The sequence below is a fragment of the Mesorhizobium sp. CA16 genome, from assembly GCF_020165175.1.
Classification (GTDB): domain Bacteria; phylum Pseudomonadota; class Alphaproteobacteria; order Rhizobiales; family Rhizobiaceae; genus Mesorhizobium.
Genome location: NZ_JAIUHP010000013.1, coordinates 155633 through 176997, shown reverse-complemented (window position 1 = coordinate 176997; position 21365 = coordinate 155633). Strand labels below are relative to the sequence as shown.

Sequence of the window (21365 nt, the reverse complement as noted above, 5' to 3'; positions counted from 1 at the left end):
AGAGAAGCTTGGGCCGCGCCAATGGCGTTAGCGACACGGCAAGACGCGATTTTCCCCAGCCATTCGGCTGCCAAACATGGTCATTGCGGTCATAGGTCCCTAGATTAGGCGCCATGGCCACCCGTCTCTACACGCATCCGATCTTCCTCGAACACCTCACGCCGCCCGGTCACCCCGAGCGGCCCGACCGCCTGCGCGCCATCGAGCGCGTGCTCGACGACGAGGCTTTTTCGGCGCTCGACCGTGTCAAGGCGCCGGAAGGCGACGAGAAAACGATCCTCTATGCGCACCCGCAGGATTTCGTTGAGCGCGTGCGCGGGGCGATCCCTGAGAGCGGGATCGTGTCGATCGACGCCGATACCAGCGCCAGCCCGAAAAGCTGGCAGGCCGTGGTGACGGCGATCGGCGGTGCCAACGCGGCGGTGGACGACGTCTTCGAGGGCCGTGCGGCAAACGTCTTCGTCGCCGCGCGTCCGCCTGGACATCATGCCGAAAAGACCACGGCGATGGGCTTCTGCCTGTTCAACACGGCGGCGATCGCCGCCCGATACGCGCAGAAGAAACACCAGGCCGAGCGCGTCGCCATCGTCGACTGGGATGTCCACCACGGCAACGGCACGCAGGACATCTTCTGGGACGACCCGTCGGTTCTCTACTGCTCGACGCACCAGATGCCGCTTTACCCAGGCACCGGCGCGAAGAGCGAGACCGGCGCCGGCAATATCGTCAACGCGCCGCTGGCGCCGCAGACCGGCAGCGATCTCTTCCGCGACGCCTTCTTGTCGCGCGTGCTGCCCTCGATCGACGCGTTCGCGCCGGACCTGATCATCATTTCCGCCGGCTTCGATGCGCACCATCGCGACCCGTTGGCCGAGATCAACCTGACCGAGGACGATTTCGACTGGGCGACCGGGCAATTGATGGAACGCGCCGGGCGCCATAGCTCCAACAGGCTCGTCAGCCTGTTGGAAGGCGGCTACGATCTGCAGGGACTGGCATTTTCAGTCGCCGCCCATGTCGGGCGGCTGATGAAGGGATAGGGTATGGCATTGGAAGGCAATGAGGACGTCAAGGCGATGAGCTTCGAACAGGCGCTCGACGCGTTGGAGAAGATCGTCGATGATCTTGAGCGCGGCGACGTCCCGCTCGACCAGTCGATCAAGATCTATGAGCGCGGCGAGGCGCTGAAGGCGCATTGCGACCGGCTGCTGAAAGCGGCCGAGGACAAGGTCGAGAAGATCAGATTGTCGCGCGACGGCAAGCCAGTGGGAACGGAGCCGCTGGATGCCGACTGAGGTGTTGATATTCAGGTGAGGCCGGCCTGCAAATGGCAACTTCCTGCGCTTCCGGTGCTCACGTACTTCAAGTACGCTCCGCTCCGGTTCTCGGAAACCACCATTTTCGGCTCGGCCTGACCTGAATCTCAACACCTCAGCGGATGATCTCAGACCGGGTAAGGGCAAAGAAAGCAGGTAAGGAGTTCAAGCCATGTGCCGCAACATCAAGACCTTGGCCAATTTCGAGCCGCCGGCGACCAATGACGAGGTGCATGACGCAGCGCTGCAATTCGTGCGCAAGCTGAGCGGCTCGACCAAGCCGTCCAAGCGCAACGAGCATGCCTTCTACCATGCCGTCGAGGCGATCGCCGCTGTCGCGCGCGAATTGATCGATTCGCTCGAAACCAACCAGGAGCCGCGCAACCGCGAGGAAGAAGCTGCCAAGGCGAAGGCCAGGTCTGCGCTGCGTTTCGCCTGAGGATACGACATGAGCTTCTTTCCGGGAAACGATCCCGAACCCGGCGATGCCTTCGCCTGCGACCAGATCGAGCTGATGGTCGTTCCGAACGCCAAGGACATTGGCGGCTTCGAGGTGCGCCGCGCCCTGCCGACGGCAAAGCGCCGCCTGGTCGGGCCGTTCATCTTCTTCGACCGCATGGGCCCTGCGATCCTGCGCGCCGGCCATGCGCTCGACGTGCGCCCGCATCCGCATATCGGGCTGTCCACCGTCACCTATCTGTTCGACGGCAGGATCAGGCATCGCGACTCGCTCGGCACCGAAATGGTGATCGCGCCGGGCGACGTGAATCTGATGACAGCCGGGCGCGGCATCGTTCATTCAGAGCGCACGCCACAGGAATTGCGCGGCGCGCCGATGTCGGTCTCCGGCCTGCAGACCTGGCTGGCGCTGCCCGACGGCAAGGAGGAGATTGCTCCGGTATTCGCGAATACGTCGGTGGCCCGCTTGCCGCAGATCGATGCCGAGGGTGTCAGCGGCCGCGTCGTCATTGGCGCGTTCTCAGGCCTGCGCTCGCCCGTGGCGACCGCTTCCGACACGCTCTACGCCGATCTCAGGCTGGCCGCCGGCGCCAGCGTGAAGATTCCGGCCGATGCCGAGGAGCGCGCCATCTACACGCTGGAAGGCGACGTCTCGATCGCCGGCGATGTTTTCCCGGCCGAGCGGCTCCTGGTGTTCAAGCCGGGCGAGGAGATAGTCGTTTCCTCCGAACGCGGCGCGCATTTCATGCTGTTCGGCGGCGCTTCGCTGGGCTCCAAGCGCTACATCTGGTGGAATTTCGTCTCGTCCTCCAAGGAACGCATCGAGCAGGCCAAGCAGGAATGGAAGACGGGCCGCTTCGATATCGTTCCTGGCGATGAGGAAGAGTTTATTCCGCTGCCCGAGAACTAAGGTGTGTTGATATTCAGGTGAGGCCGGCCTGCAAATGCCGGTTTCCTGCGCTTCCGGTGCTCACGTACTTTGAGTACGCTCCGCTCCGGTTCTCGGAATCCATCATTTTCGGCGCGGCCTAACCTGAATCTCAATACACCTTGCAGCGTAGCACGCGTCACTGACGCACATTTACATTCGCCCGCCGGCGGACTATTGCCGCGCATGATTATGGCGCAATCTGCTGATAGCGCCGTGTTCGATCGATAAGGCAGGACGCGCCCGAGTGAAGCCAGACACGCCGCTGCTCGATAAGGTCCGCATTCCGGCGGATTTGCGGACGCTTGATGAGAGCGCGCTGCCGCAGCTTGCCGCGGAACTCCGCGCCGAGCTCATCGACGCCGTGTCGCAGACCGGCGGCCATCTCGGCGCCGGCCTCGGCGTCGTCGAACTGACCGTCGCGCTGCATTATGTCTTCAACACCCCGCAGGATCGGCTGATCTGGGACGTCGGCCACCAGGCCTATCCGCATAAGATCCTGACCGGCCGCCGCGACCGCATCCGCACGCTGCGCCAGGAAGGCGGCCTCTCTGGTTTCACCCGGCGGGCCGAGAGCGAATACGACCCGTTCGGCGCCGCGCATTCCTCGACCTCAATTTCGGCCGGTCTCGGCATGGCCATGGCCCGCGACTTGTCGGGCGGCCGCAACAATGTCATTTCCGTCATCGGCGACGGCTCGATGTCGGCCGGCATGGCTTTCGAGGCGCTGAACAATGCCGGCGCGCTCGACGCCCGGCTGATTGTCATCCTCAACGACAATGACATGTCGATCGCGCCGCCGACCGGCGCCATGAGCGCCTATCTGGCGAGGCTCGCCTCCGGCAAGGCCTATCTGGGCCTTCGCGATTTCGGCAAGAAGCTGACATCCTATCTAGGCAAGCGCGCCGACCGCGCCATCACCCGTGCGGTCGAGCATGCGCGTGGTTACGTCACCGGCGGCACCTTGTTCGAGGAGCTCGGCTTCTACCATATCGGCCCCATCGACGGTCACAATCTCGAACATCTGATCCCGGTGCTGAGGAACGTCCGTGACAATGGCAAAGGCCCAGTGCTGATCCATGTCGTGACCCAGAAGGGCAAGGGCTACGCGCCGGCGGAAGCCGCGGCCGACAAATATCACGGCGTCAACAAGTTCGACGTCATCACCGGCGCGCAGGCCAAGGCGCCGGCCAACGCGCCCGCCTACACCAAGGTCTTCGCCGAAAGCCTGATCCAGGAAGCGCGCGAGGACGACCGCATCGTCGCCATCACCGCCGCCATGCCGAGCGGCACCGGTCTCGATCTCTTCGGCGAGGTGTTTCCGAAGCGAACCTTCGATGTCGGCATTGCCGAGCAGCATGCGGTGACCTTCGCCGCGGGGTTGGCCACCGAAGGCTACAAGCCTTTCGCCGCCATCTATTCAACCTTCCTGCAGCGCGCCTACGACCAGGTCGTCCACGACGTTGCGATCCAGAAACTGCCGGTGCGCTTCCCGATCGACCGCGCCGGTTTCGTCGGTGCCGACGGCGCCACCCACTGCGGCGCTTTCGATACGACCTTCCTGGCCACGCTGCCGGGCTTCGTTGTCATGGCCGCCGCCGATGAGGCGGAGCTGCGTCATATGGTGCGCACCGCGGCGGCCTATGATGACGGCCCGATTGCCTTCCGCTATCCGCGCGGCAACGGCGTCGGCGTCGACATGCCGGAGCGCGGCTCGCTGCTGGAGATCGGCAGGGGCCGCATCCTCAAGGAAGGGACCAAGGTCGCGCTGCTTTCCTTCGGCACGCGGCTGCAGGATTGCCTGTTGGCGGCCGAGGAACTTGGCGCTGCCGGTCTTTCTACTACCGTTGCCGACGCCCGCTTCGCCAAGCCGCTGGACGAGGATCTCATCCGGCGGCTCGCCCGTTCGCATGAGGTGCTGGTGACCGTGGAAGAGGGCGCCATCGGCGGCTTCGCCAGCCAGGTGCTGCACTTCCTCGCCCATGAAGGCCTTCTCGAAAGCGGCCTCAAGGTGCGCCCGCTGATGCTGCCGGACGCGTTCACCGACCATGCCAAGCCGGAGAAGATGTATGCCGATGCCGGGCTGGATTCGGCAGGCATCGTGTGCACGGTCTTCGCCGCGCTCGGTCGCGGCGTGCAGGCGCAGCGCGCCTGAATCAGAACGTCAAGACGCTGAATCGGTTTGCCGGATGCCAGATGTAAGTATCTGTTAACGCTCCCGTTTGGCGGTTCGCTTACCCTGTCTCTTGGCCGATTTTCAACGGCGCCCTGCTAAAAGCTCGGGCCAGGCAGGGAGACAACCAAAAATGAAAACGCTTCTGTGCGGAGTGGCCCTTTTGGCGGCCGTGACGGCGCCGGCGACAGCGGAGACGCGCTACGACCGCAACCTTGAAAAGGCGGTGCTGGACATCGTTGCTGGCAAGATGGGCAACATCCGCGGCGGCTTTTCCTATAAGCAGGTTCCTCAACTCGTCGTGCTGCCGGATGCAGGTCTCGTCGCGCCCACTCCGGTTGAGCCGCCGCGCAAGCAAGCCTCCGGCAATGACGGCCTGATGCCCGCCGTCGAGCGCCAGATTTCGCGCACCATTTTCTAGAACCACATATCGCGCACGCAGCGGCCGTCGCGCGGCAGGTCGTCAAAAGTGTCGAGGCCGTCGAAATGGTCGATCGGCAGGTCGGCGACCTCCTCGGGCGGCGCAAGCCTGACATTGACAGCGATACGCGTGCGGCCGCTTTCGCCGGAGCGCAGGCCACGCCAGGCGACCACGCAGGCGCAGGTCGGACAGAACAGGATTTCCAGCGCGGGCTCCGCCACCTCGGCGCGTGTGTACGATTTCAGCGGTCCGGCGACGCGGATGCGCTCATCGACATAGTCATAGGCCCAGAGCGCGCCGTAGCGGCGGCAAAGCGTGCAATTGCATGCGGTGATTGCGCCGGGATCGCCTTCCAGCGTCCAATGAACTGCGCCGCAATGACAGGTACCCCTCAGCATTGCCACCTCCACCGGCTGACGAACCGCCTGTTCCTCTCGGCATTCTGCAGCCTCTTGGGCCATATTCAACCATTGCGTTCGCGCCCGGCTTTCGCCAATGAAGGCCGATGAGTTCCCCTTTGCCAGCCAGCCGGCGCCAGCGGCTCGACGAATTGCTCGTCGGGCGCGGTCTGTTTGCCAGCCGTTCGCGCGCCCGCGACGCGATCGAGCGCGGCACGGTGACGGTTGACGGCGCCGTCGCCCGCAAGCCCGGCCAACCCGTCGCTTCGGACTGCCTGATCGCCATCGATGATCCGGCGCAGGCCTATGTGTCGCGCGCGGCGCTGAAGCTGATCGCCGGCCTCGACCGTTTCGGCCTCGATCCTTCCGGCAGCGAAGCGCTCGATGTCGGCGCCTCGACGGGCGGCTTCACCCAGGTGCTGCTCGAGCGCCGCGCGGCCCATGTCACGGCGATCGATGTCGGTCACGGCCAGATCCATCCCGACATTGCCGGCGACCCGCGTGTGACGGTGATCGAAGGACTGAACGCCCGCGATCTGACGGCAGCCGATCTCGGCGGCCGCGTTCCCGCTTTCCTTGTCTGTGACGTCAGCTTCATCTCGCTGAAGCTGGCGCTGCCGCCGGCGCTGGAATTGGCGGGTGAGGGCGCCAAGGCAGTTCTGCTGGTCAAGCCGCAATTCGAGGCGGGCCGCGAGGCCATCGGCAAGGGCGGCCTGCTCAAGGATCCGGGCGATGCCGGGCGCATTGCTGCAAATTTGCGCGACTGGCTGGCCGGCATTCCCGGCTGGCGCGTGCTGGGACTCGAGCCGTCGCCGATCGAAGGCGGCGACGGAAACCGCGAGTTCCTGCTAGCCGCCATGAAGGACGGGCGATGAGCACACGCTTCACCATCGCGAGGCTCGGTTCGCAGGGCGACGGTATCGCCAATGCCGAAGGCGGGGAGGTCTTCATCCCGTTCACGCTACCGGGCGAGACGGTAACGGCCGCGCGCCAGAAGGACCGCGCCGCGCTGATGTCGGTATTGGAAGCCTCGCCGCTCAGGATCGACCCGGCCTGCCGCCATTTCACCGAATGCGGCGGCTGCGCGCTGCAGCATTACGAGGCCGAAGCCTACCGGCAATGGAAGCGCGAGAAGGTTGTGCAGGCGCTGAAGGCCAAGGGCATTGCTTGCGAGATCGCCGCGCTGGTGCCTTGCGCGCCGCACACCCGCCGCCGCGTCACCTTCAGCGCCAGGCGCACGGATGCCGGCATGCTGCTCGGCTTCGTGCGTGCGCTGTCTTCCGAGATCATCCCGATCGAGGAATGCCCGATCTCGCTGCCCGCGATCGTCTCGGCGCTTGATAAATTGCGCGCCCTGGCCGGGTTGGTCTGCGCCACCCCGAAGGCATTTCATATGACGGTGACCGTCACCGCTTCAGGCCTCGACGTGGCTGTGCACGATGCCGGCAAGCTTGGCGACCATCAGCGCCGTATCGCGTCCAATTTCGTCATGGCCGAAGGCCTGGCGCGGCTTTCCGTCGACGGCGAGATCGTCGTCGAGCCGAAGAAGCCGGTGGTGCAGTTCGGGCCCGTCGCGGTCGCCGTGCCGCCGGGCGCCTTCCTGCAGGCGACGGAGGCCGCCGAGCGGGCGATGGCAAGCCTCGTCGGCCAGCATCTGTCGCGCGCCAGGAAGGTCGCGGACCTGTTTGCCGGCTGCGGCAGCTTCGCGCTCAGGCTCGGCGCGCAATCCGAGGTCCATGCCGTCGAGGGCGATGCGCCGGCGCTTGCCGCGCTCGACCGCGCCTTCCGCTTTGCCAGCGGCCTGAAGCGCGTGACCAGCGAACGCCGCGACCTGTTCCGCCGGCCGCTGACCTTCAAGGAGTTGAACGCCTTCGACGGGCTGGTCTTCGATCCGCCGCGCGCCGGCGCCGAGGACCAGTCGAAGCAGATCGCCCGTTCCGACGTGCCGCTGGTCGCCGCGGTGTCCTGCAATCCGGTGACGCTGGCACGGGACCTGCGCATCTTGATCGATGGCGGCTACAGGCTGAAGAGCGTCACGCCGATCGACCAGTTCCTGTGGTCGCCGCATGTCGAGGCCGTCGCGCTTTTGGAGAAGCCGAAGCGGCGGCGGTAGCTCGCGGCCGGAGGCTCGCGTGAAAACTGTGAAGCCTCTGTTCTTTCGACGAAATTGCGCCCTAAAGCCGCCTTTTTGCAGGGTCTTAATTCTGTGGTTAGGGAAACATTCCTGCCTCTCCGGCGTTATCGCGTTGGACGAAATGGCGGACAAGGATGGCGGATTGCAATGCGCTCGCTTCGGAAAGTCATCGGCCTTGTCGTCGTTCTCATCGCGTTCGCCGTCGCGTCCACGACGGGCGCGCTCGCCCAACAGCAGAAACGTCTCGCATTCGTCATCGGCAACGCCGCCTATCCGTCGGATGCGCTGGTCACCTCTGCGAATGACGCCGGCCTGATTGCGCAGACCCTGCAGGCAGCAGGGTTCGATGTGGTCGGCGCGCGCGATGTCGACCAGGAATCGTTACGCGGCGCGTTGCGCGATTTCCTTGGAAAGGTTTCCGCCGCCGGTCCGGACGCGACCGTTTTCGTATACCTCGCCGGCCGCGGCGTGCAGTTCGAAGGCGAGAACTATTTCTTGCCGGTCGACGCCCAGATCGCCAATCCGGCCGACGTGCCGCTGCAGGCCATGCGGCTCTCCGATATCACCAAGTCCCTGGCGGGATTGCCGGCAAAGGTCAATATCGTCGTCCTCGACGCGGCACGGCCTAGTGCTCTTCCGAAAATGAGCCAGCCGCTGGCCGGCGGTCTCGCTCTGGTCGACCCCGACCCCAACATGCTGATTGCGTTCAACGCGGCGCCCGGAACGGTTGCGCCGGAAGGGAAGGGCCCATACGGCGCCTATGCTCAGGCGCTCGCCGAGATGATGCGCGAAGGGGGCTTGTCGCTTGACGATGTTTTCGACCGCACGCGGCTACGCGTCAACGAGGTGACGCAAGGCGCCGAAATCCCGTGGGACGCCTCGAAGATCAGCGCGCCTTTCGTCTTCTTCGAACGCGCTCCGGACGCGCCGCCGCCGAAGGTTTCGGAGGCCGAAGAACGGGCCAACCGGACCAGGCCGATCCGCGACTTCAATGCGCATGACGCCTATGTCGCGGCACTCGACCGCGATACGATGCGCGGCTACGAGGAATTCCTCGTCGCCTATCCGCACGATCCGATGGCCAAGCGTGTGCGCGCCATCATCGCTGCGCGGCGCGAGGCGATCACCTGGCGCGAAACATGGCTGCGGGATACGCCGGAGGCTTATTGGTCCTACCTCGAGCGCTATCCGCACGGGCTGCATGCCTGGGACGCTCGCCGCCGGCTGGAGCATTTCGACGCCGAGCTCGAGCCACCGACGAGCTTCACCGTCATCGTCTACGACGTGCCGCCGCCGCCGCCGGAGGAAATCATCTATGTCGACAGGCCGGTGCTCTATTTCGACGATCCCGATTTCGACTTCGAGCCGCCGCCGCCGATCGACGTGATATTCCTGCCGCCGCCGCCACCGGATTTCGTCGTGCTGCCGCCGCCCCCGCCGCCGGTCGATGTTTACGTCCTGCCGACGCCGGTCTTCGTCCCCGTGCCGGTCTGGGTCAGGCCGCCGCGTGACATCGTGCCGCCGCCGAACGACATCATCTTCAACAACATTCACAACACGACCGTCATCAACAACAACACGACGATCAACAACGAGCCGGCCAATCAGGCCGGACAGCCGAGCGCCAATGCACCGAGCGGTCTCACCACCGGGCAGAAGATGGCGGTTGGCGCGGGCGCGGCCGCGCTGGCGGCCAAGGTGGCGCTGCCGCCGGTGCTGCAGAAAAGGGCGGTGCTGTTCAAGCAAAATCAGGGCGGCCAGCCGCCGAAGCCGGGCCAGGCTGCCACGCAGGGCCAGCAGCCTGGTGCCACGCCGCAATCGCTGAAACCGGGCCAGGCTGTCACGCAGGGCCAGCAGCCGGGTGCGACGCCGCAGGCGAAGACGATGGGCAAGCTCTCGACCGATCACGCCTTGCCGGGAGCCGACGGCAAAGCGCTGCCGCTCGTCAACGGCAAACCGGTGCTCAACGGCCAAAACGCGCCCAACAGGAAGGTGCTGGGCAAGCAAGGCACGGTGAGTGGCAACCAGCAGGCTACCGGGAATGCCGGCGCCCCCGTTACGGGCAATGACCAGCAGAACGGAGCCGTCAACGGTCAAGACAAGAATAACAAGTTCCGCAAGTTGCCGACCGTCAATGGCGCGCCGGGCGAGAACGGGCAGAACGCCCAGCAGAGGTTCGGGAAGAACAATCCGAATGCGTTGTCCGGCCAGAACGAAGGCAGACCGAGGAAGCTGACACGCAAGGATCTGTCGGCAGGCCAGACAGCTGTCGGCCCGAGCGATCAAGGCACGGTCAACGGAGGCGATAGAGGTAAGAAGCTCCGCAAGCTGCCGACCGTCAATGGCGCGCCGGGCGAGAACGGGCAGAACGCCCGGCAGAGGTTCGGGAAGAACAATCCGAATGCGTTGTCCGGCCAGAACGAAGGCAGACCGAGGAAGCTGACACGCAAAGATTTGTCGGCAGGCCAGACAACTGTCGGCCCGAGCGATCAAGGCTCGGTCAACGGAGGCGACAGGGGCAAGAAGTTCCGCAAGCTGCCGACCGTGAATGGCGCGCCGGCCGACAACCGGGCGAGCGTGCAGGAGCGGCTCAGGAGAAACAATCCGAGTGTGTTCTCCGACCAGAATCAGGGTTCGGCCAACGCAAACAGGAAGTTTCGCAGGCTGCCGAACGCCGAAGAGGGTTCCGCCGGCGCAGGCATCAACGTCCAGCGCAGCTTCAAGCAAGAAAGGCCGAACGTGCAGGTGCTCAGGCCGCAAAGGCCGGAGTTCCAGTCGCAGCCAAGGCCTCAGATGCAAGAGAGACGCCTGCAGCAGTTGAGGCCTGAGCCTCAGATGCAAGAAAGACGCTTGCAGCAGCTACGGCCTCAGCCTCAGATACAGGAACGGCGCCTGCCGCAGCAGCCCAAGGAGCAGCCGCCGCAGGGAAACAAGAAGCCGACCTGCGGGCGTCCTGGCGAGCCGCCCTGCCAGCAGTAGGCCAGCAAGGCTTGCCTGGCCGCAGGCGGCAACGCCCGTTCATGGGCCGGATTTTCCGGCCTATGAATTTGCGAGGTGGAGAATGTGACGGATCAGTCCGTCAAAGCAGACAAGACCGCTCTGGTCACGCCGGGAGCGATTGCGGGAAAGGTGAAAGGTTCGGGCTCGCCGACTTCACCATAGCTTTCCGTGCAGAATTGCATCCCCGGGCGAGAGAGCGGCTCGCCGTTTCCGTGAAACGCTCTGGCCCTTACGAACTCGGAGACAGTCGTTTCGCCGTGCCGCCGCGCTGGTTGATCGACACCCAGGTGTTCGGGTTCTGCTGCGACTGGCGTTTCAGGAAATAATAGCCGGTGGCGTTCCAGGGGCGGATTTCGTCGACCAGATTGTCCAGCACGAGATCGCCCTTGTCGGTCTTCACCGTCAGAATGGTGTGGCCCTCATTGTGGAGGTCGCGCACCACCGTCATCAGCAGCGCCTGCCGGGGGAAGCCGGCTTCCAGGAGCAGCTTGCGCTTGTAGAGCGCGTAGATCTTGCAGTCGCCCTTGCCGTCCGTCGGATAGTCCCAGTGGTCCATCGTCGTGCCCCAGTGGTCGTAATTGCTGACGGGCTTGATGGAACGGTTCGCCTTCTGGTTTACCCGCTTGAGGATGCCCATGTTCTGCGCTGTCAGCCTGACGCTTGTGGCAGGCAGGGCAGGCACTTTGCATTCCTTCGGCCGGCGACGACAGAAATCGAGCCAGCCATATGGGACGCTGGTGCTGCCGCCGACTGCGGCGGAACTCGCAGCCGTTAGCTTGAACAGCGACGACTGCGCCGCTGCGGGGCCGACTTGCAGCGATGATGCGCCAACCAGGGAAACGAGGCCAATGAGGAAAGAAGAAGTCAGGACGCCAGGGGAACGCTGCATTGCCGACACCACCGCAACGAGAAGACTGGCGACAAGCTAATGCGCAAACGCTCGCCCCGCCAATTAAACAATTAATAATGTCCTAACACGATTGTGTTCACTTCAAGGTGGAGGATGCATTCACGCCGGAATCAACCGCCTGGCGCGCGGAGACTGCTCGGGATGGTCGTTCGTCAGGCAGTGGACGACAGACCCTCAAACCCTGGTGCCGCCCACCGTCATCTGGTTCATCCGCAGATGCGGCTGGCCGACGCCGACAGGCACACCCTGTCCGGCCTTGCCGCACATGCCGATGCCGGTGTCGAGCTTCATGTCGTTGCCGATCATGCTCACGCGGTGCATGGCGTCGGGCCCATTGCCGATCAGCATCGCGCCCTTGATCGGCTGCGTTACCTTGCCGTTCTCGATCATATAGGCTTCGGTGCAGCCGAACACGAACTTGCCCGACGTGATGTCGACCTGGCCGCCGCCGAAGGAAACGGCGTAGATGCCGTTCTTGACCGAGGCGATGATCTCTTCCGGCTCCATGTCGCCCGAGGTCATGTAGGTGTTGGTCATGCGCGGCATCGGCTGGTGCGCGTAGCCTTCGCGGCGGCCGTTGCCGGTGGCCTTCATGCCCATCAACCTGGCGTTCTGGCGATCCTGCATATAGCCGACGAGCTTGCCGTCCTCGATCAGCACGTTGCGCGCCGAGGGCGTCCCTTCATCGTCGACGGTCAGCGAGCCGCGCCGCTCGGGGATGGTGCCATCATCGACCACGGTGACACCCTTCGCCGCCACCTGTTGGCCCATCAGGCCGGCGAAAGCTGATGTCTTCTTGCGGTTGAAGTCGCCTTCGAGCCCGTGCCCGACCGCCTCGTGCAGCATCACGCCCGGCCAGCCGCTGGACAGCACGATGTCGAACGTGCCCGCCGGCGCAGGGACGGCCTCGAGATTAACCAGCGCCTGCCGCAGCGCCTCGCTGGCGGCATGCTTCCAGCTTTCCTCGCCGACGAACTCGCCAAAACTCTTGCGGCCGCCCATGCCGTAGGAGCCGCTCTCCTGCCGGTCGCCATCGCCGACCACCACGGAAACGTTGATCCGCACCAGCGGGCGGATGTCGCGCACAATCTGGCCGTCGCCGCGCACGATCTCGACATGCTGCCACGAGGCGGCAAGCGACGCCGTCACCTGGCGCACGCGCGGATCCTTGGCGCGCAGCCAGCCGTCGATCTCCTGCAACAGCTTGGCCTTGGCCTCGAAGGAAGGCGAGGGGATAGGGTTCTCGTCGCCATAAAGATGGCGGTTGGTGCGGGCGGGCGCTCCGGCCAATGTGCCGGAATAGCCGCCTTTGACAGCCGAGACTGCATCCGCCGCGCGCAACAGCGAGGCTTCGGAGAGATCGCTCGAATGCGCATAACCGCTGGCCTCGCCGGCCACGGCGCGCAGGCCGAACCCCTGGTCGGTGTTGAAATTGGCCGTCTTCAGCCGGCCATTATCGAACATCAGCGCTTCGTTCTCGCTGTATTCGAGGAACAACTCGCCGTCGTCGGCGCCCTTGATGGTCTCGGTGACGATCTCCTTGACGCGATCGTCGGAAATGTCGAATTGGCCGATCAGGCTGTTCATGGCAAATCCATTCGTGGAAACAAATCGTTCCTCGGCATGTAGGCGCGAAGCCGCCGTCGCACAATCGCCAACTGGGTCAAGCCGACGATTGCGCCGCCATCACTTGCCGCTGACGAAGTCCTTGATGTTGCCGGCCATCGCGTTCCAATTGGAAAACTGCTCCTCGAGATTGGCCCTGGTGATGCCGCCGGCAAAGCTGACATCCATCCTGAAATTCGAGCCGTCGCCCGAATAGGCCCTCACCCACCGGTATTTTGCGTTCCAGGCGTTGGCTTGGTCAGCGGTAAGCGGGTCGGCGTAGCCGGTCGCGAATTGCAGCGACTTGCAGTTCTCGCGGTCTTCGCAGCCGTAGAAATAGATCAGGTATTTAACGCCGTCGATCCGCCCCGAAATCATCGGATCGCCGTTGTCGTCCTTGCCCATCCTGGCGGAACCGAAGCCCTTGGCGATATCGAGGATCGCCGCCGGGTCGGGGCTCTGGAGGATTTCGGCGTCCTCGGCCCGGGCGACCGAAACCGCACCGGCCAGCGCCAGCCCAGCGATGAAAGCGGACAATGACGTGCGCATGGAGCCTCCTGCCGCCAAATCCGCATTCGCCATCCGACCTCAGCGTCGGAAATGGCCGCGGTGGATGGGCAAGAAGATCAAGGTAGGGCGGCGAAGCCGTCCGCAAAGCCCTTGAGGTCGACGGGAATACCGATGCCTTCCTCGGGCGTCTGGAAGACGATGAAGGTGGCCGACGTGCCGCTCTTCAACGTGTCGAGCAGCGGTTTTTCAAGGATCACCTCGGCGTAGCAGCCGTCCTGGAAGCAGCGCACGAAATAGGCGCGGCCGATATCCTTGCCGTCGACGTTGAGGCCAAGCCCGTTGGGCAGGAGCACGCCGAGCGGCGCCAGCACGCGCAGGATCTCGGCCTTGTTGTCGGCTGTGCGCAGCACCACGACCGAAAGCCCCATTTCAGGGCGGTCCTCGGCGACGACGTTCTGCATCATCACGCATTGCTCTGAGGTAGCACCTGCAGGCGTATCGCAGATGATCGACCACGCGCCATGCGTCGACTTCACCGTGCCGCTCGGCGGCTTGGCGTCGTTAGGCGAGGCGGGGGCGCCGACGGCTACGCCGACACCGAGCAAGGCGACGGCAAGGACGACCTTCGCCAGGGTTCTCGAAAGCCAGGAAGTCATAACGGCTCCATTGCGAATCACGGCACTTTAAGCCGCGCCGGGGCCAAGTAAAGGACGAGACCTCCGCCGGTCCGCCCCGATACCGGCAATTGCATGCTTTTCCAAAGCAAATTCGCCCGAATTGCGACCGTCGCGCATATAGCATGGCGGGCGCCGAACGCAGCCTTCGGCCTGCGCGCAAAAATGCCGCACGGTTTCCTCCGCTCCTTTCTTGCGGAGGGAAATAGAGTATGGTTTGAACCAGCCTCGGGACAGCCCGGGATTCCCAATTCCGGTGTCGTCCGTTATTGGTGCGACCAGATCGCGGGAAGTGGGAGACGAGAGGGCGATGAGGAAATTCCTGGCAAGCGCTGAATTCTTGGCAGGTACGGCAGCTTCGGCCGTGCTCTTCTCCAGTGCGGCGGCTCGTGCCGACCAGCCGCGGGAATGGGAGATGACCTTCCAGGCGCCCGCGACCGACATGATGCGGCAGATCGAGCGGTTTGGGAACTACACCATGTGGTTCATCGTCCCGATCACCATCCTTGTGCTGGTGCTTCTGCTGGTCTGCATCGTCAGGTTCCGCGCCAGTGCCAATCCAGTGCCGTCCAGGACCAGCCACAACACGCTGATCGAGGTGATCTGGACGGTCGGGCCGGTGATCGTGCTCCTGCTCATCGCCATTCCCTCCTTCCAGCTGCTCACGGCGCAGTACACGCCGCCGGAAGAAGCCAAGCTCACCGTCAAGGCGACCGGCAACCAGTGGAACTGGGATTACGAGTACCAGGTCGACAAGACCTTCTCCTTCAACTCGGCGGTTCTTCAGGATGCCGACCGCGCCAAGGCCGGCAAGGAAGATCGCGCCCGCTATCCGCGTCTGCTGGCGGTCGACAACGAGCTGGTCGTGCCGGTCAACACCATGACCCGCGTGCTGATCACCGCCACCGATGTCATCCACTCCTTCGCCGTGCCGTCCTTCGGCATCAAGATGGATGCCGTCCCCGGCCGCACCAACGAGACCTGGTTCAAGGCGGAGAAGGAAGGCCTCTACTACGGCCAGTGCTCGCAGCTCTGCGGCAAGGACCATGCCTTCATGCCGATCGCCGTGCGCGTCGTGTCCGATGCGCAGTTCAAGACCTGGCTGGATACGGCCAAGACCGACGTGCCCGCCGCCAACAAGGCGCTGATGGCCGAGATCGATGGTACCAACAAGGTAGCGGCCGCCGGCAACTGATGCTGCGGGTTAGCAAGATTTAGGGAACGGAGCGGAACATGGCAGAGGCTGCAGCTCACGATCACGGCGACCACAGGCCGCATGGCTGGGTCCGCTGGGTCTACTCGACCAACCACAAGGACATCGGCACGCTCTACCTGATCTTCGCGATCATGGCCGGCATCATCGGCGCCGCGCTCTCGGTCGCCATCCGCATGGAGCTGCAGGAGCCGGGCATCCAGATCTTCAGCGGCCTGGCGCAGATGGTCTACGGCATGCAGGGCGACGCCGCCGTCGACGGCGGCAAGAGCATGTACAACGCCTTCGGCGCCGCGCACGGCCTGATCATGATCTTCTTCATGGTCATGCCGGCGCTCATCGGCGGCTTCGCCAACTGGATGGTGCCGATCATGATCGGCGCGCCGGACATGGCCTTCCCGCGCATGAACAACATCTCGTTCTGGCTGCTGCCGCCTGCCTTCATCCTGCTGCTCTCCTCGATGTTCGTGCCGAGCGCGCCGGGCGCCTTCGGCGTCGGCGGCGGCTGGACCATTTATCCGCCGCTCTCGACGTCCGGCCAGCCAGGCCCGGCGATGGACCTGGCGATCCTCTCGATCCATATCGCCGGCGCGTCGTCGATCCTCGGCGCCATCAACTTCATCACCACCATCTTCAACATGCGCGCTCCCGGCATGACGCTGCACAAGATGCCGCTGTTTGCCTGGGCGGTGCTGATCACCGCTTTCCTGCTGCTGCTGTCGCTGCCGGTTCTGGCGGGCGCCATCACCATGCTGCTCACCGATCGCAATTTCGGCACTGCTTTCTTCGTGCCGGATCAGGGCGGTGACCCGATCCTCTTCCAGCATCTGTTCTGGTTCTTCGGCCATCCCGAGGTGTACATCCTGATCCTGCCGGGCTTCGGCATCATCAGCCATATCGTCTCGACCTTCTCGAAGAAGCCGGTGTTCGGCTATCTCGGCATGGCCTACGCCATGGTCGCGATCGGCGCCGTCGGCTTCATCGTCTGGGCGCACCACATGTACACGACCGGCCTGTCGCTCGACACGCAGCGTTACTTCGTGTTCGCCACCATGGTCATCGCGGTGCCGACCGGCGTGAAGATCTTCTCCTGGATCGCCACCATGTGGGGCGGTTCGATCTCCTTCAAGCCGCCGATGCTGTGGGCGCTGGGCTTCATCTTCCTGTTCACCATCGGTGGCGTCACCGGCGTTCAACTGGCCAATGCCGGTCTCGACCGCTCGCTGCACGACACCTATTTCGTGATCGCCCACTTCCACTACGTGCTGTCGCTGGGCGCGGTGTTTGCCATCTTCGCCGGCTGGTACTACTGGTTCCCGAAGATGACCGGCTACATGTACTCGCCGGTTATCGCCAACACCCACTTCTGGGTGACCTTCGTCGGCGTCAACCTGATCTTCTTCCCGCAGCACTTCCTCGGCCTCGCCGGCATGCCGCGCCGTACCGTCGACTATCCGGACGCGTTCGCCGGCTGGAACATGGTGTCGTCCTACGGCTCCTACATCGCGGCCGTTGGCGTTGCGATCTTCCTCTACGGCGTGTTCGAGGCCTTCCAGAAGAAGCGCGTCGCCGGCGCCAACCCGTGGGGCGAGGGCGCCACCACGCTCGAATGGCAGCTGCCTTCGCCGCCGCCGTTCCACCAGTGGGAACAGCTGCCGAAGATCAGGTAGGCAGCGTCCCGACGCATACGAGGCCGCCGGCTTGCCCGGCGGTCTTGGCCAACGGAATGATGGACTTTAAGTACGCATGGCCCTTGCCGAAGACAGATTGATGGAGGAAGCGGGTTTTCGCATGTCGGAAGCGACCGCAGGCGATTTCTTCGCCCTCCTGAAGCCGCGTGTCATGTCGCTGGTCGTCTTCACGGCCTTTGTCGGCATGATCGCGGCGCCCGTCGCCATCAATCCGCTCATGGCGGTGATCGCCATCCTCGCAATCGCCATTGGCGCCGGTGCTTCCGGCGCGCTCAACATGTGGTACGATGCCGACATCGACGCCGTGATGACGAGGACCGCCGGCCGCCCGGTGCCGTCCGGTCGCGTCACCCCAGGCGAGGCGTTGAGCTTTGGCCTTGTGCTGTCGGTGCTGTCGGTGATGACGCTCGGCGTGCTGGTCAACTGGCTGTCGGCATCGCTTCTCGCCTTCACCATCTTCTTCTACGCCGTCATCTACACCATGTGGCTGAAGCGCTGGACGCCGCAGAACATTGTCATCGGCGGCGCCGCCGGCGCCATCCCGCCGGTAATCGGCTGGGCCGCCGTGACCGGCTCGGTCAGCCTCGAAAGCGTGATCCTGTTCCTGATCATCTTCCTGTGGACGCCGCCGCATTTCTGGGCGCTGGCTCTCTTCAAATCCGACGACTACGCCCGCGCCGGCATCCCGATGATGCCGAATGTCGCCGGCCATGCCTCGACCCGTAGGCAGATCTTTGCTTATGCGCTGATCCTGGCGCCGGTCGGGGTGCTGCCCTGGGCGCTCGGCTACACCACGGCCGGCTACGGCGTCGTCTCGGCGGCCCTCGGCGCGGGCTTCGTCTGGTATGCCTGGAAAGTGCTTGCCATGGCCGACGACGATCGCGCGATGAAGCCGGCCAAGGCCCTGTTCGGCTACTCGCTGCTCTATCTCTTCGCTATCTTTGCCGCCTATCTCATCGATTGCGTGATTGGGCGCGCCCTCATGATGGGGGGAGCATGATCGTGGCTGACAAGAAACTCGAACTGGTCACGCTGACCGAACGCCAGCAGAAGGCCCGCCGCAACCGCTCCATCGCCATCGGTCTTGCGCTGGCAGCGCTGGTCGTCGTCTTCTATGCCGCCACCATCGTGCGCTTCGGTCACAGCGGAGCCAGCATCACCAGCTCCGGCCTGCTGGGAGGCGGCTGATGGGCGGCGAGACCAGCAGCAAGCCCCGCAAGGTGAACAACGGCATCGTCGCCGCCGTCTGCCTCGCCTTCTTCACCGGCATGGTCGGCATGGCCTATGCGGCGGTTCCGCTCTATAAGATGTTCTGCCAGGTCACCGGCTATGGCGGGACCACGCAGCGCGCCGAGAAGCAATATGCCGGCCGCGTGCTCGACCGTGATATCACCATCCGCTTCGATGCCAACACCAACGGCATTCCATGGCAGTTCGAGCCTGTCGCCCGCTCGGTGACGATCAAGATCGGCGCGACGGCGCAGGCGCATTACAGCGCCACCAACAAGTTCGACCGCACCATCACTGGCCGCGCCTCGTTCAACGTGCAGCCGGAAATGGCCGGCGCCTATTTCAACAAGGTGGAGTGCTTCTGCTTCACCGACACGACGCTGAAGCCCGGCGAGACGCTGGACATGCCGGTCGTGTTCTATGTCGATCCAGACATCGTCAACGTGCCGGAACTCAAGGACTTGAAGACCATCACCCTGTCCTACACGATGTTCCCGGTCGAAAATAAACAGCCGGTCGCCTCCTCGGCGCCGGCCGCTGGCAGCAGCAACAAAGTTCCAGATTCCGACGCAAGCCTCGGGGGTTGATATGGCAGACGCGCACGCAAAACCACAACACGACTACCATCTCGTCAACCCGAGCCCCTGGCCTTTCCTGGGCTCGATCGGCGCGCTGGTCACCGCCATCGGCGGCGTCTGCCTGATGCAGTATCTGAAGGGCGGCAACTTCCCGGTCTTCGGCCACAACATCGCCAATCCGTGGCTGTTTTTCATCGGGATGATCATCGTGCTCTACACGATGTTCGCCTGGTGGTCGGACACCATCAAGGAAGCGCATGAGGGTCACCACACGCGCGTCGTGTCGCTGCATCTGCGCTATGGCATGATCATGTTCATCGCCTCCGAGGTGATGTTCTTCGTCGCCTGGTTCTGGGCCTTCTTCGACGCAAGTCTCTTCCCCGGCGAGGCGAACCAGTATGCCCGCACCGCCTTCACCGGCGGCGTGTGGCCGCCGAAGGGGCTTGAAGTCCTCGATCCCTTCCACTTGCCGCTCTACAACACCATCATCCTGCTTCTGTCGGGCACGACGGTGACCTGGGCGCACCACGCGCTTCTGCATGGCGACCGCAAGGGCCTGATCAACGGCCTGGTGCTGACCGTCGGCCTCGGCATGCTGTTCACCATGGTGCAGGCCTACGAGTATATGCACGCTCCGTTCGGCTTCAGGGATTCGATCTACGGCGCCACCTTCTTCATGGCGACCGGCTTCCACGGCTTCCACGTCATCATCGGCACCATCTTCCTGCTGGTCTGCCTGATCCGCGCGTGGCGCGGCGACTTCACCCCGAAACAGCATTTCGGCTTCGAGGCGGCCGCCTGGTATTGGCACTTCGTTGACGTGGTCTGGCTGTTCCTGTTCAGCGCAATCTATGTCTGGGCCTCCAACGGCGCACTGATCGAAGGCCATTAAACCGACTGGTTTAGGAATCCCAAGGGGCGGCTGCGGCGACGTGGCCGCCTTATTCTTTGGGGCAAAAAGGTCTAGGGTGGGAACATGAGCGAAGACAAGGCGATCTGGCCACCTATCGATCCGATCTCGGCCGGTCTGCATGGCCGCTGTCCGCGCTGCGGCGAAGGCAAGCTGTTCTCGGGTTTCCTCACCGTCGGCAAGCGCTGCTATAATTGCGGACTCGACTATTCCTTCGCCGATGCGGGCGACGGGCCGGCCGTGTTCGTCATCCTGATCATCGGCTTCGTCGTCGTCGGCCTCGCATTGTGGATGGAGGTGACGTTCAGTCCGCCGCTCTGGCTGCACTTTATGTTGTGGATACCGCTGGCGCTGGTGCTCTGCCTGACGGCGCTACGCCTGATCAAGGGCGTGCTGATCACCTTGCAGTATTCGAAGAAGGCCTCAGAGGGCAGGCTGGATTCCAACGAATGAGCGAGACGACCGGTTTGGTTGGCGGCCCTTCGCGGCCGCGCACGGCGTTGCTGCTTGGCCTCGGCCTTGTCCTGTTCGCCGTCCTGATCGGGCTCGGCACCTGGCAGGTCCAGCGCCTGCATTGGAAGGAAGGCCTGCTCGCAACCATCGACAAGCGCACCCATTCCGCACCGCTGGCTCTAGCGGACGTGGAGAAGGAATTCGCCGCTTCCCATGATGTCGACTACACGCCCGTGACGGTAACAGGCACTTTCCTGCATCAGGGCGAGCGGCACTTCTTTTCCACTTGGCAAGGCGACAGCGGCTTCAACGTCTACACGCCCCTGCAGCTCGAGGACGGCCGCTTCGTGCTCGTCAACCGCGGCTTCGTTCCCTATGACCTCAAGGATCCCTCCAAGCGCCGGCAGGGCGAAGTCGCCGGCAAGGTGACCGTGACCGGACTTGCCCGCAATCCGCTGCCTGCAAAGCCGTCGATGATGCTTCCCGACAATGACGTCGCCAAGAACATCTTCTATTGGAAGGACCGCGACGTCATGGCGGCGACCGCCGGTCTGCCTGCCGGGTTCGTGCTGGTGCCGTTCTTCGTCGATGCCGACAAGACGCCGAATCCTGGCGGCCTGCCGGTCGGTGGCGTCACCATCATCGACCTGCCGAACAACCATTTGCAATATGCCGTCACGTGGTACGGGCTGGCCGCCGCCCTTGCAGCCGTGCTGATCCTGAGGTTGCGCCGCCCGGCGAAGGAGCAGTGAGCGTCCTCGC

General features: G+C 64.0%; 22 protein-coding genes. 17 read left to right on the top strand and 5 right to left on the bottom strand.

What is annotated here, in order from left to right; all coding sequences use genetic code 11:
• The first annotated feature begins 113 nt into the window (after positions 1-113).
• The 6 genes from LB525_RS19220 to LB525_RS19195 all read left to right on the top strand — a co-directional run bounded on the left by LB525_RS19220 (position 114) and on the right by LB525_RS19195 (position 5297).
• Positions 114-1040, top strand: coding sequence for a histone deacetylase family protein (locus LB525_RS19220; RefSeq protein ID WP_224526390.1), 927 nt, complete (start codon positions 114-116; stop codon positions 1038-1040).
• A 3-nt stretch (positions 1041-1043) separates the two neighbouring features.
• Positions 1044-1295, top strand: coding sequence for an exodeoxyribonuclease VII small subunit (locus LB525_RS19215; RefSeq protein WP_095766752.1), 252 nt, complete (start codon positions 1044-1046; stop codon positions 1293-1295).
• Positions 1296-1488: 193 nt separating this feature from the next.
• Complete coding sequence (locus LB525_RS19210) at positions 1489-1755, top strand: DUF2277 domain-containing protein (RefSeq protein WP_095766753.1); 267 nt, start codon at positions 1489-1491, stop codon at positions 1753-1755.
• A gap of 9 nt (positions 1756-1764) precedes the next feature.
• Positions 1765-2685, top strand: a complete 921-nt coding sequence (locus LB525_RS19205; RefSeq protein WP_140847990.1) for a pirin family protein — start codon at positions 1765-1767, stop codon at positions 2683-2685.
• 265 nt (positions 2686-2950) lie between these two features.
• Positions 2951-4858: a 1-deoxy-D-xylulose-5-phosphate synthase gene (gene dxs / locus LB525_RS19200; protein WP_224545884.1), complete on the top strand. Its 1908-nt coding sequence runs from the start codon at positions 2951-2953 to the stop codon at positions 4856-4858.
• A 151-nt stretch (positions 4859-5009) separates the two neighbouring features.
• Complete coding sequence (locus tag LB525_RS19195) at positions 5010-5297, top strand: hypothetical protein (protein ID WP_224545882.1); 288 nt, start codon at positions 5010-5012, stop codon at positions 5295-5297.
• Here LB525_RS19195 and LB525_RS19190 read toward each other — a convergent pair.
• Entirely contained in the window at positions 5294-5695 is a 402-nt protein-coding gene (locus LB525_RS19190; RefSeq protein WP_224545879.1) for a GFA family protein, read from the bottom strand. The two genes, LB525_RS19195 and LB525_RS19190, sit on opposite strands and share 4 nt — an antisense overlap.
• Positions 5696-5802: 107 nt before the next feature.
• Here LB525_RS19190 and LB525_RS19185 point away from each other — a divergent pair, with 107 nt between their 5' ends.
• The 3 genes from LB525_RS19185 to LB525_RS19175 all read left to right on the top strand — a co-directional run bounded on the left by LB525_RS19185 (position 5803) and on the right by LB525_RS19175 (position 10808).
• The gene (locus LB525_RS19185) at positions 5803-6570 is read left to right on the top strand and encodes a TlyA family RNA methyltransferase (RefSeq protein WP_224545877.1); all 768 of its coding nucleotides are present in this window, start codon (positions 5803-5805) and stop codon (positions 6568-6570) included.
• Positions 6567-7808 (top strand): class I SAM-dependent RNA methyltransferase, encoded by a 1242-nt coding sequence (locus LB525_RS19180; RefSeq protein WP_224545875.1) that lies wholly within the window; start codon positions 6567-6569, stop codon positions 7806-7808. Before LB525_RS19185 ends, LB525_RS19180 begins: the two co-directional genes overlap by 4 nt.
• Before the next feature lie 168 nt (positions 7809-7976).
• A complete protein-coding gene (locus LB525_RS19175) occupies positions 7977-10808 on the top strand; it encodes a caspase family protein (RefSeq protein WP_224545873.1) in 2832 nt (943 codons plus the stop codon).
• Positions 10809-11058: 250 nt separating this feature from the next.
• Here LB525_RS19175 and LB525_RS19170 read toward each other — a convergent pair whose 3' ends face one another.
• From LB525_RS19170 to LB525_RS19155, 4 genes are all read right to left on the bottom strand, one after another.
• Entirely contained in the window at positions 11059-11718 is a 660-nt protein-coding gene (locus LB525_RS19170) for a transglutaminase-like cysteine peptidase (RefSeq protein ID WP_224545871.1), read from the bottom strand.
• Between the two features lie 195 nt (positions 11719-11913).
• Positions 11914-13326, bottom strand: a complete 1413-nt coding sequence (tldD, locus tag LB525_RS19165; protein ID WP_224545869.1) for a metalloprotease TldD — start codon at positions 13324-13326, stop codon at positions 11914-11916.
• A gap of 99 nt (positions 13327-13425) precedes the next feature.
• On the bottom strand, positions 13426-13893 hold the full coding sequence (locus LB525_RS19160) for a YbjN domain-containing protein (protein WP_224545867.1): 468 nt from the start codon (positions 13891-13893) through the stop codon (positions 13426-13428).
• A 77-nt stretch (positions 13894-13970) separates the two neighbouring features.
• A complete protein-coding gene (locus tag LB525_RS19155; RefSeq protein ID WP_095766761.1) occupies positions 13971-14510 on the bottom strand; it encodes an invasion associated locus B family protein in 540 nt (179 codons plus the stop codon).
• 211 nt (positions 14511-14721) lie between these two features.
• Between LB525_RS19155 and coxB the strand changes: the two genes are divergently transcribed.
• The 8 genes from coxB to LB525_RS19115 all read left to right on the top strand — a co-directional run bounded on the left by coxB (position 14722) and on the right by LB525_RS19115 (position 21355).
• A complete protein-coding gene (gene coxB / locus LB525_RS19150; RefSeq protein WP_411962584.1) occupies positions 14722-15723 on the top strand; it encodes a cytochrome c oxidase subunit II in 1002 nt (333 codons plus the stop codon).
• A gap of 38 nt (positions 15724-15761) precedes the next feature.
• On the top strand, positions 15762-17411 hold the full coding sequence (ctaD, locus tag LB525_RS19145; RefSeq protein ID WP_224545864.1) for a cytochrome c oxidase subunit I: 1650 nt from the start codon (positions 15762-15764) through the stop codon (positions 17409-17411).
• A 76-nt stretch (positions 17412-17487) separates the two neighbouring features.
• Positions 17488-18432, top strand: a complete 945-nt coding sequence (locus LB525_RS19140; RefSeq protein WP_224545862.1) for a heme o synthase — start codon at positions 17488-17490, stop codon at positions 18430-18432.
• On the top strand, positions 18429-18620 hold the full coding sequence (locus tag LB525_RS19135; protein WP_224545860.1) for a hypothetical protein: 192 nt from the start codon (positions 18429-18431) through the stop codon (positions 18618-18620). Before LB525_RS19140 ends, LB525_RS19135 begins: the two co-directional genes overlap by 4 nt.
• Positions 18620-19249, top strand: coding sequence for a cytochrome c oxidase assembly protein (locus tag LB525_RS19130; protein ID WP_224545858.1), 630 nt, complete (start codon positions 18620-18622; stop codon positions 19247-19249). Before LB525_RS19135 ends, LB525_RS19130 begins: the two co-directional genes overlap by 1 nt.
• A 1-nt stretch (position 19250) precedes the next feature.
• The gene (locus tag LB525_RS19125; RefSeq protein WP_224545856.1) at positions 19251-20132 is read left to right on the top strand and encodes a cytochrome c oxidase subunit 3; all 882 of its coding nucleotides are present in this window, start codon (positions 19251-19253) and stop codon (positions 20130-20132) included.
• An 84-nt stretch (positions 20133-20216) separates the two neighbouring features.
• Positions 20217-20603, top strand: a complete 387-nt coding sequence (locus LB525_RS19120) for a DUF983 domain-containing protein (protein ID WP_140541534.1) — start codon at positions 20217-20219, stop codon at positions 20601-20603.
• Positions 20600-21355 carry an SURF1 family protein gene (locus LB525_RS19115; protein ID WP_224545854.1) on the top strand — a complete coding sequence of 252 codons (756 nt, stop codon included), beginning with the start codon at positions 20600-20602 and terminating at the stop codon, positions 21353-21355. The genes LB525_RS19120 and LB525_RS19115 overlap by 4 nt, the downstream gene beginning before the upstream one ends.
• Positions 21356-21365: the final 10 nt, after the last annotated feature.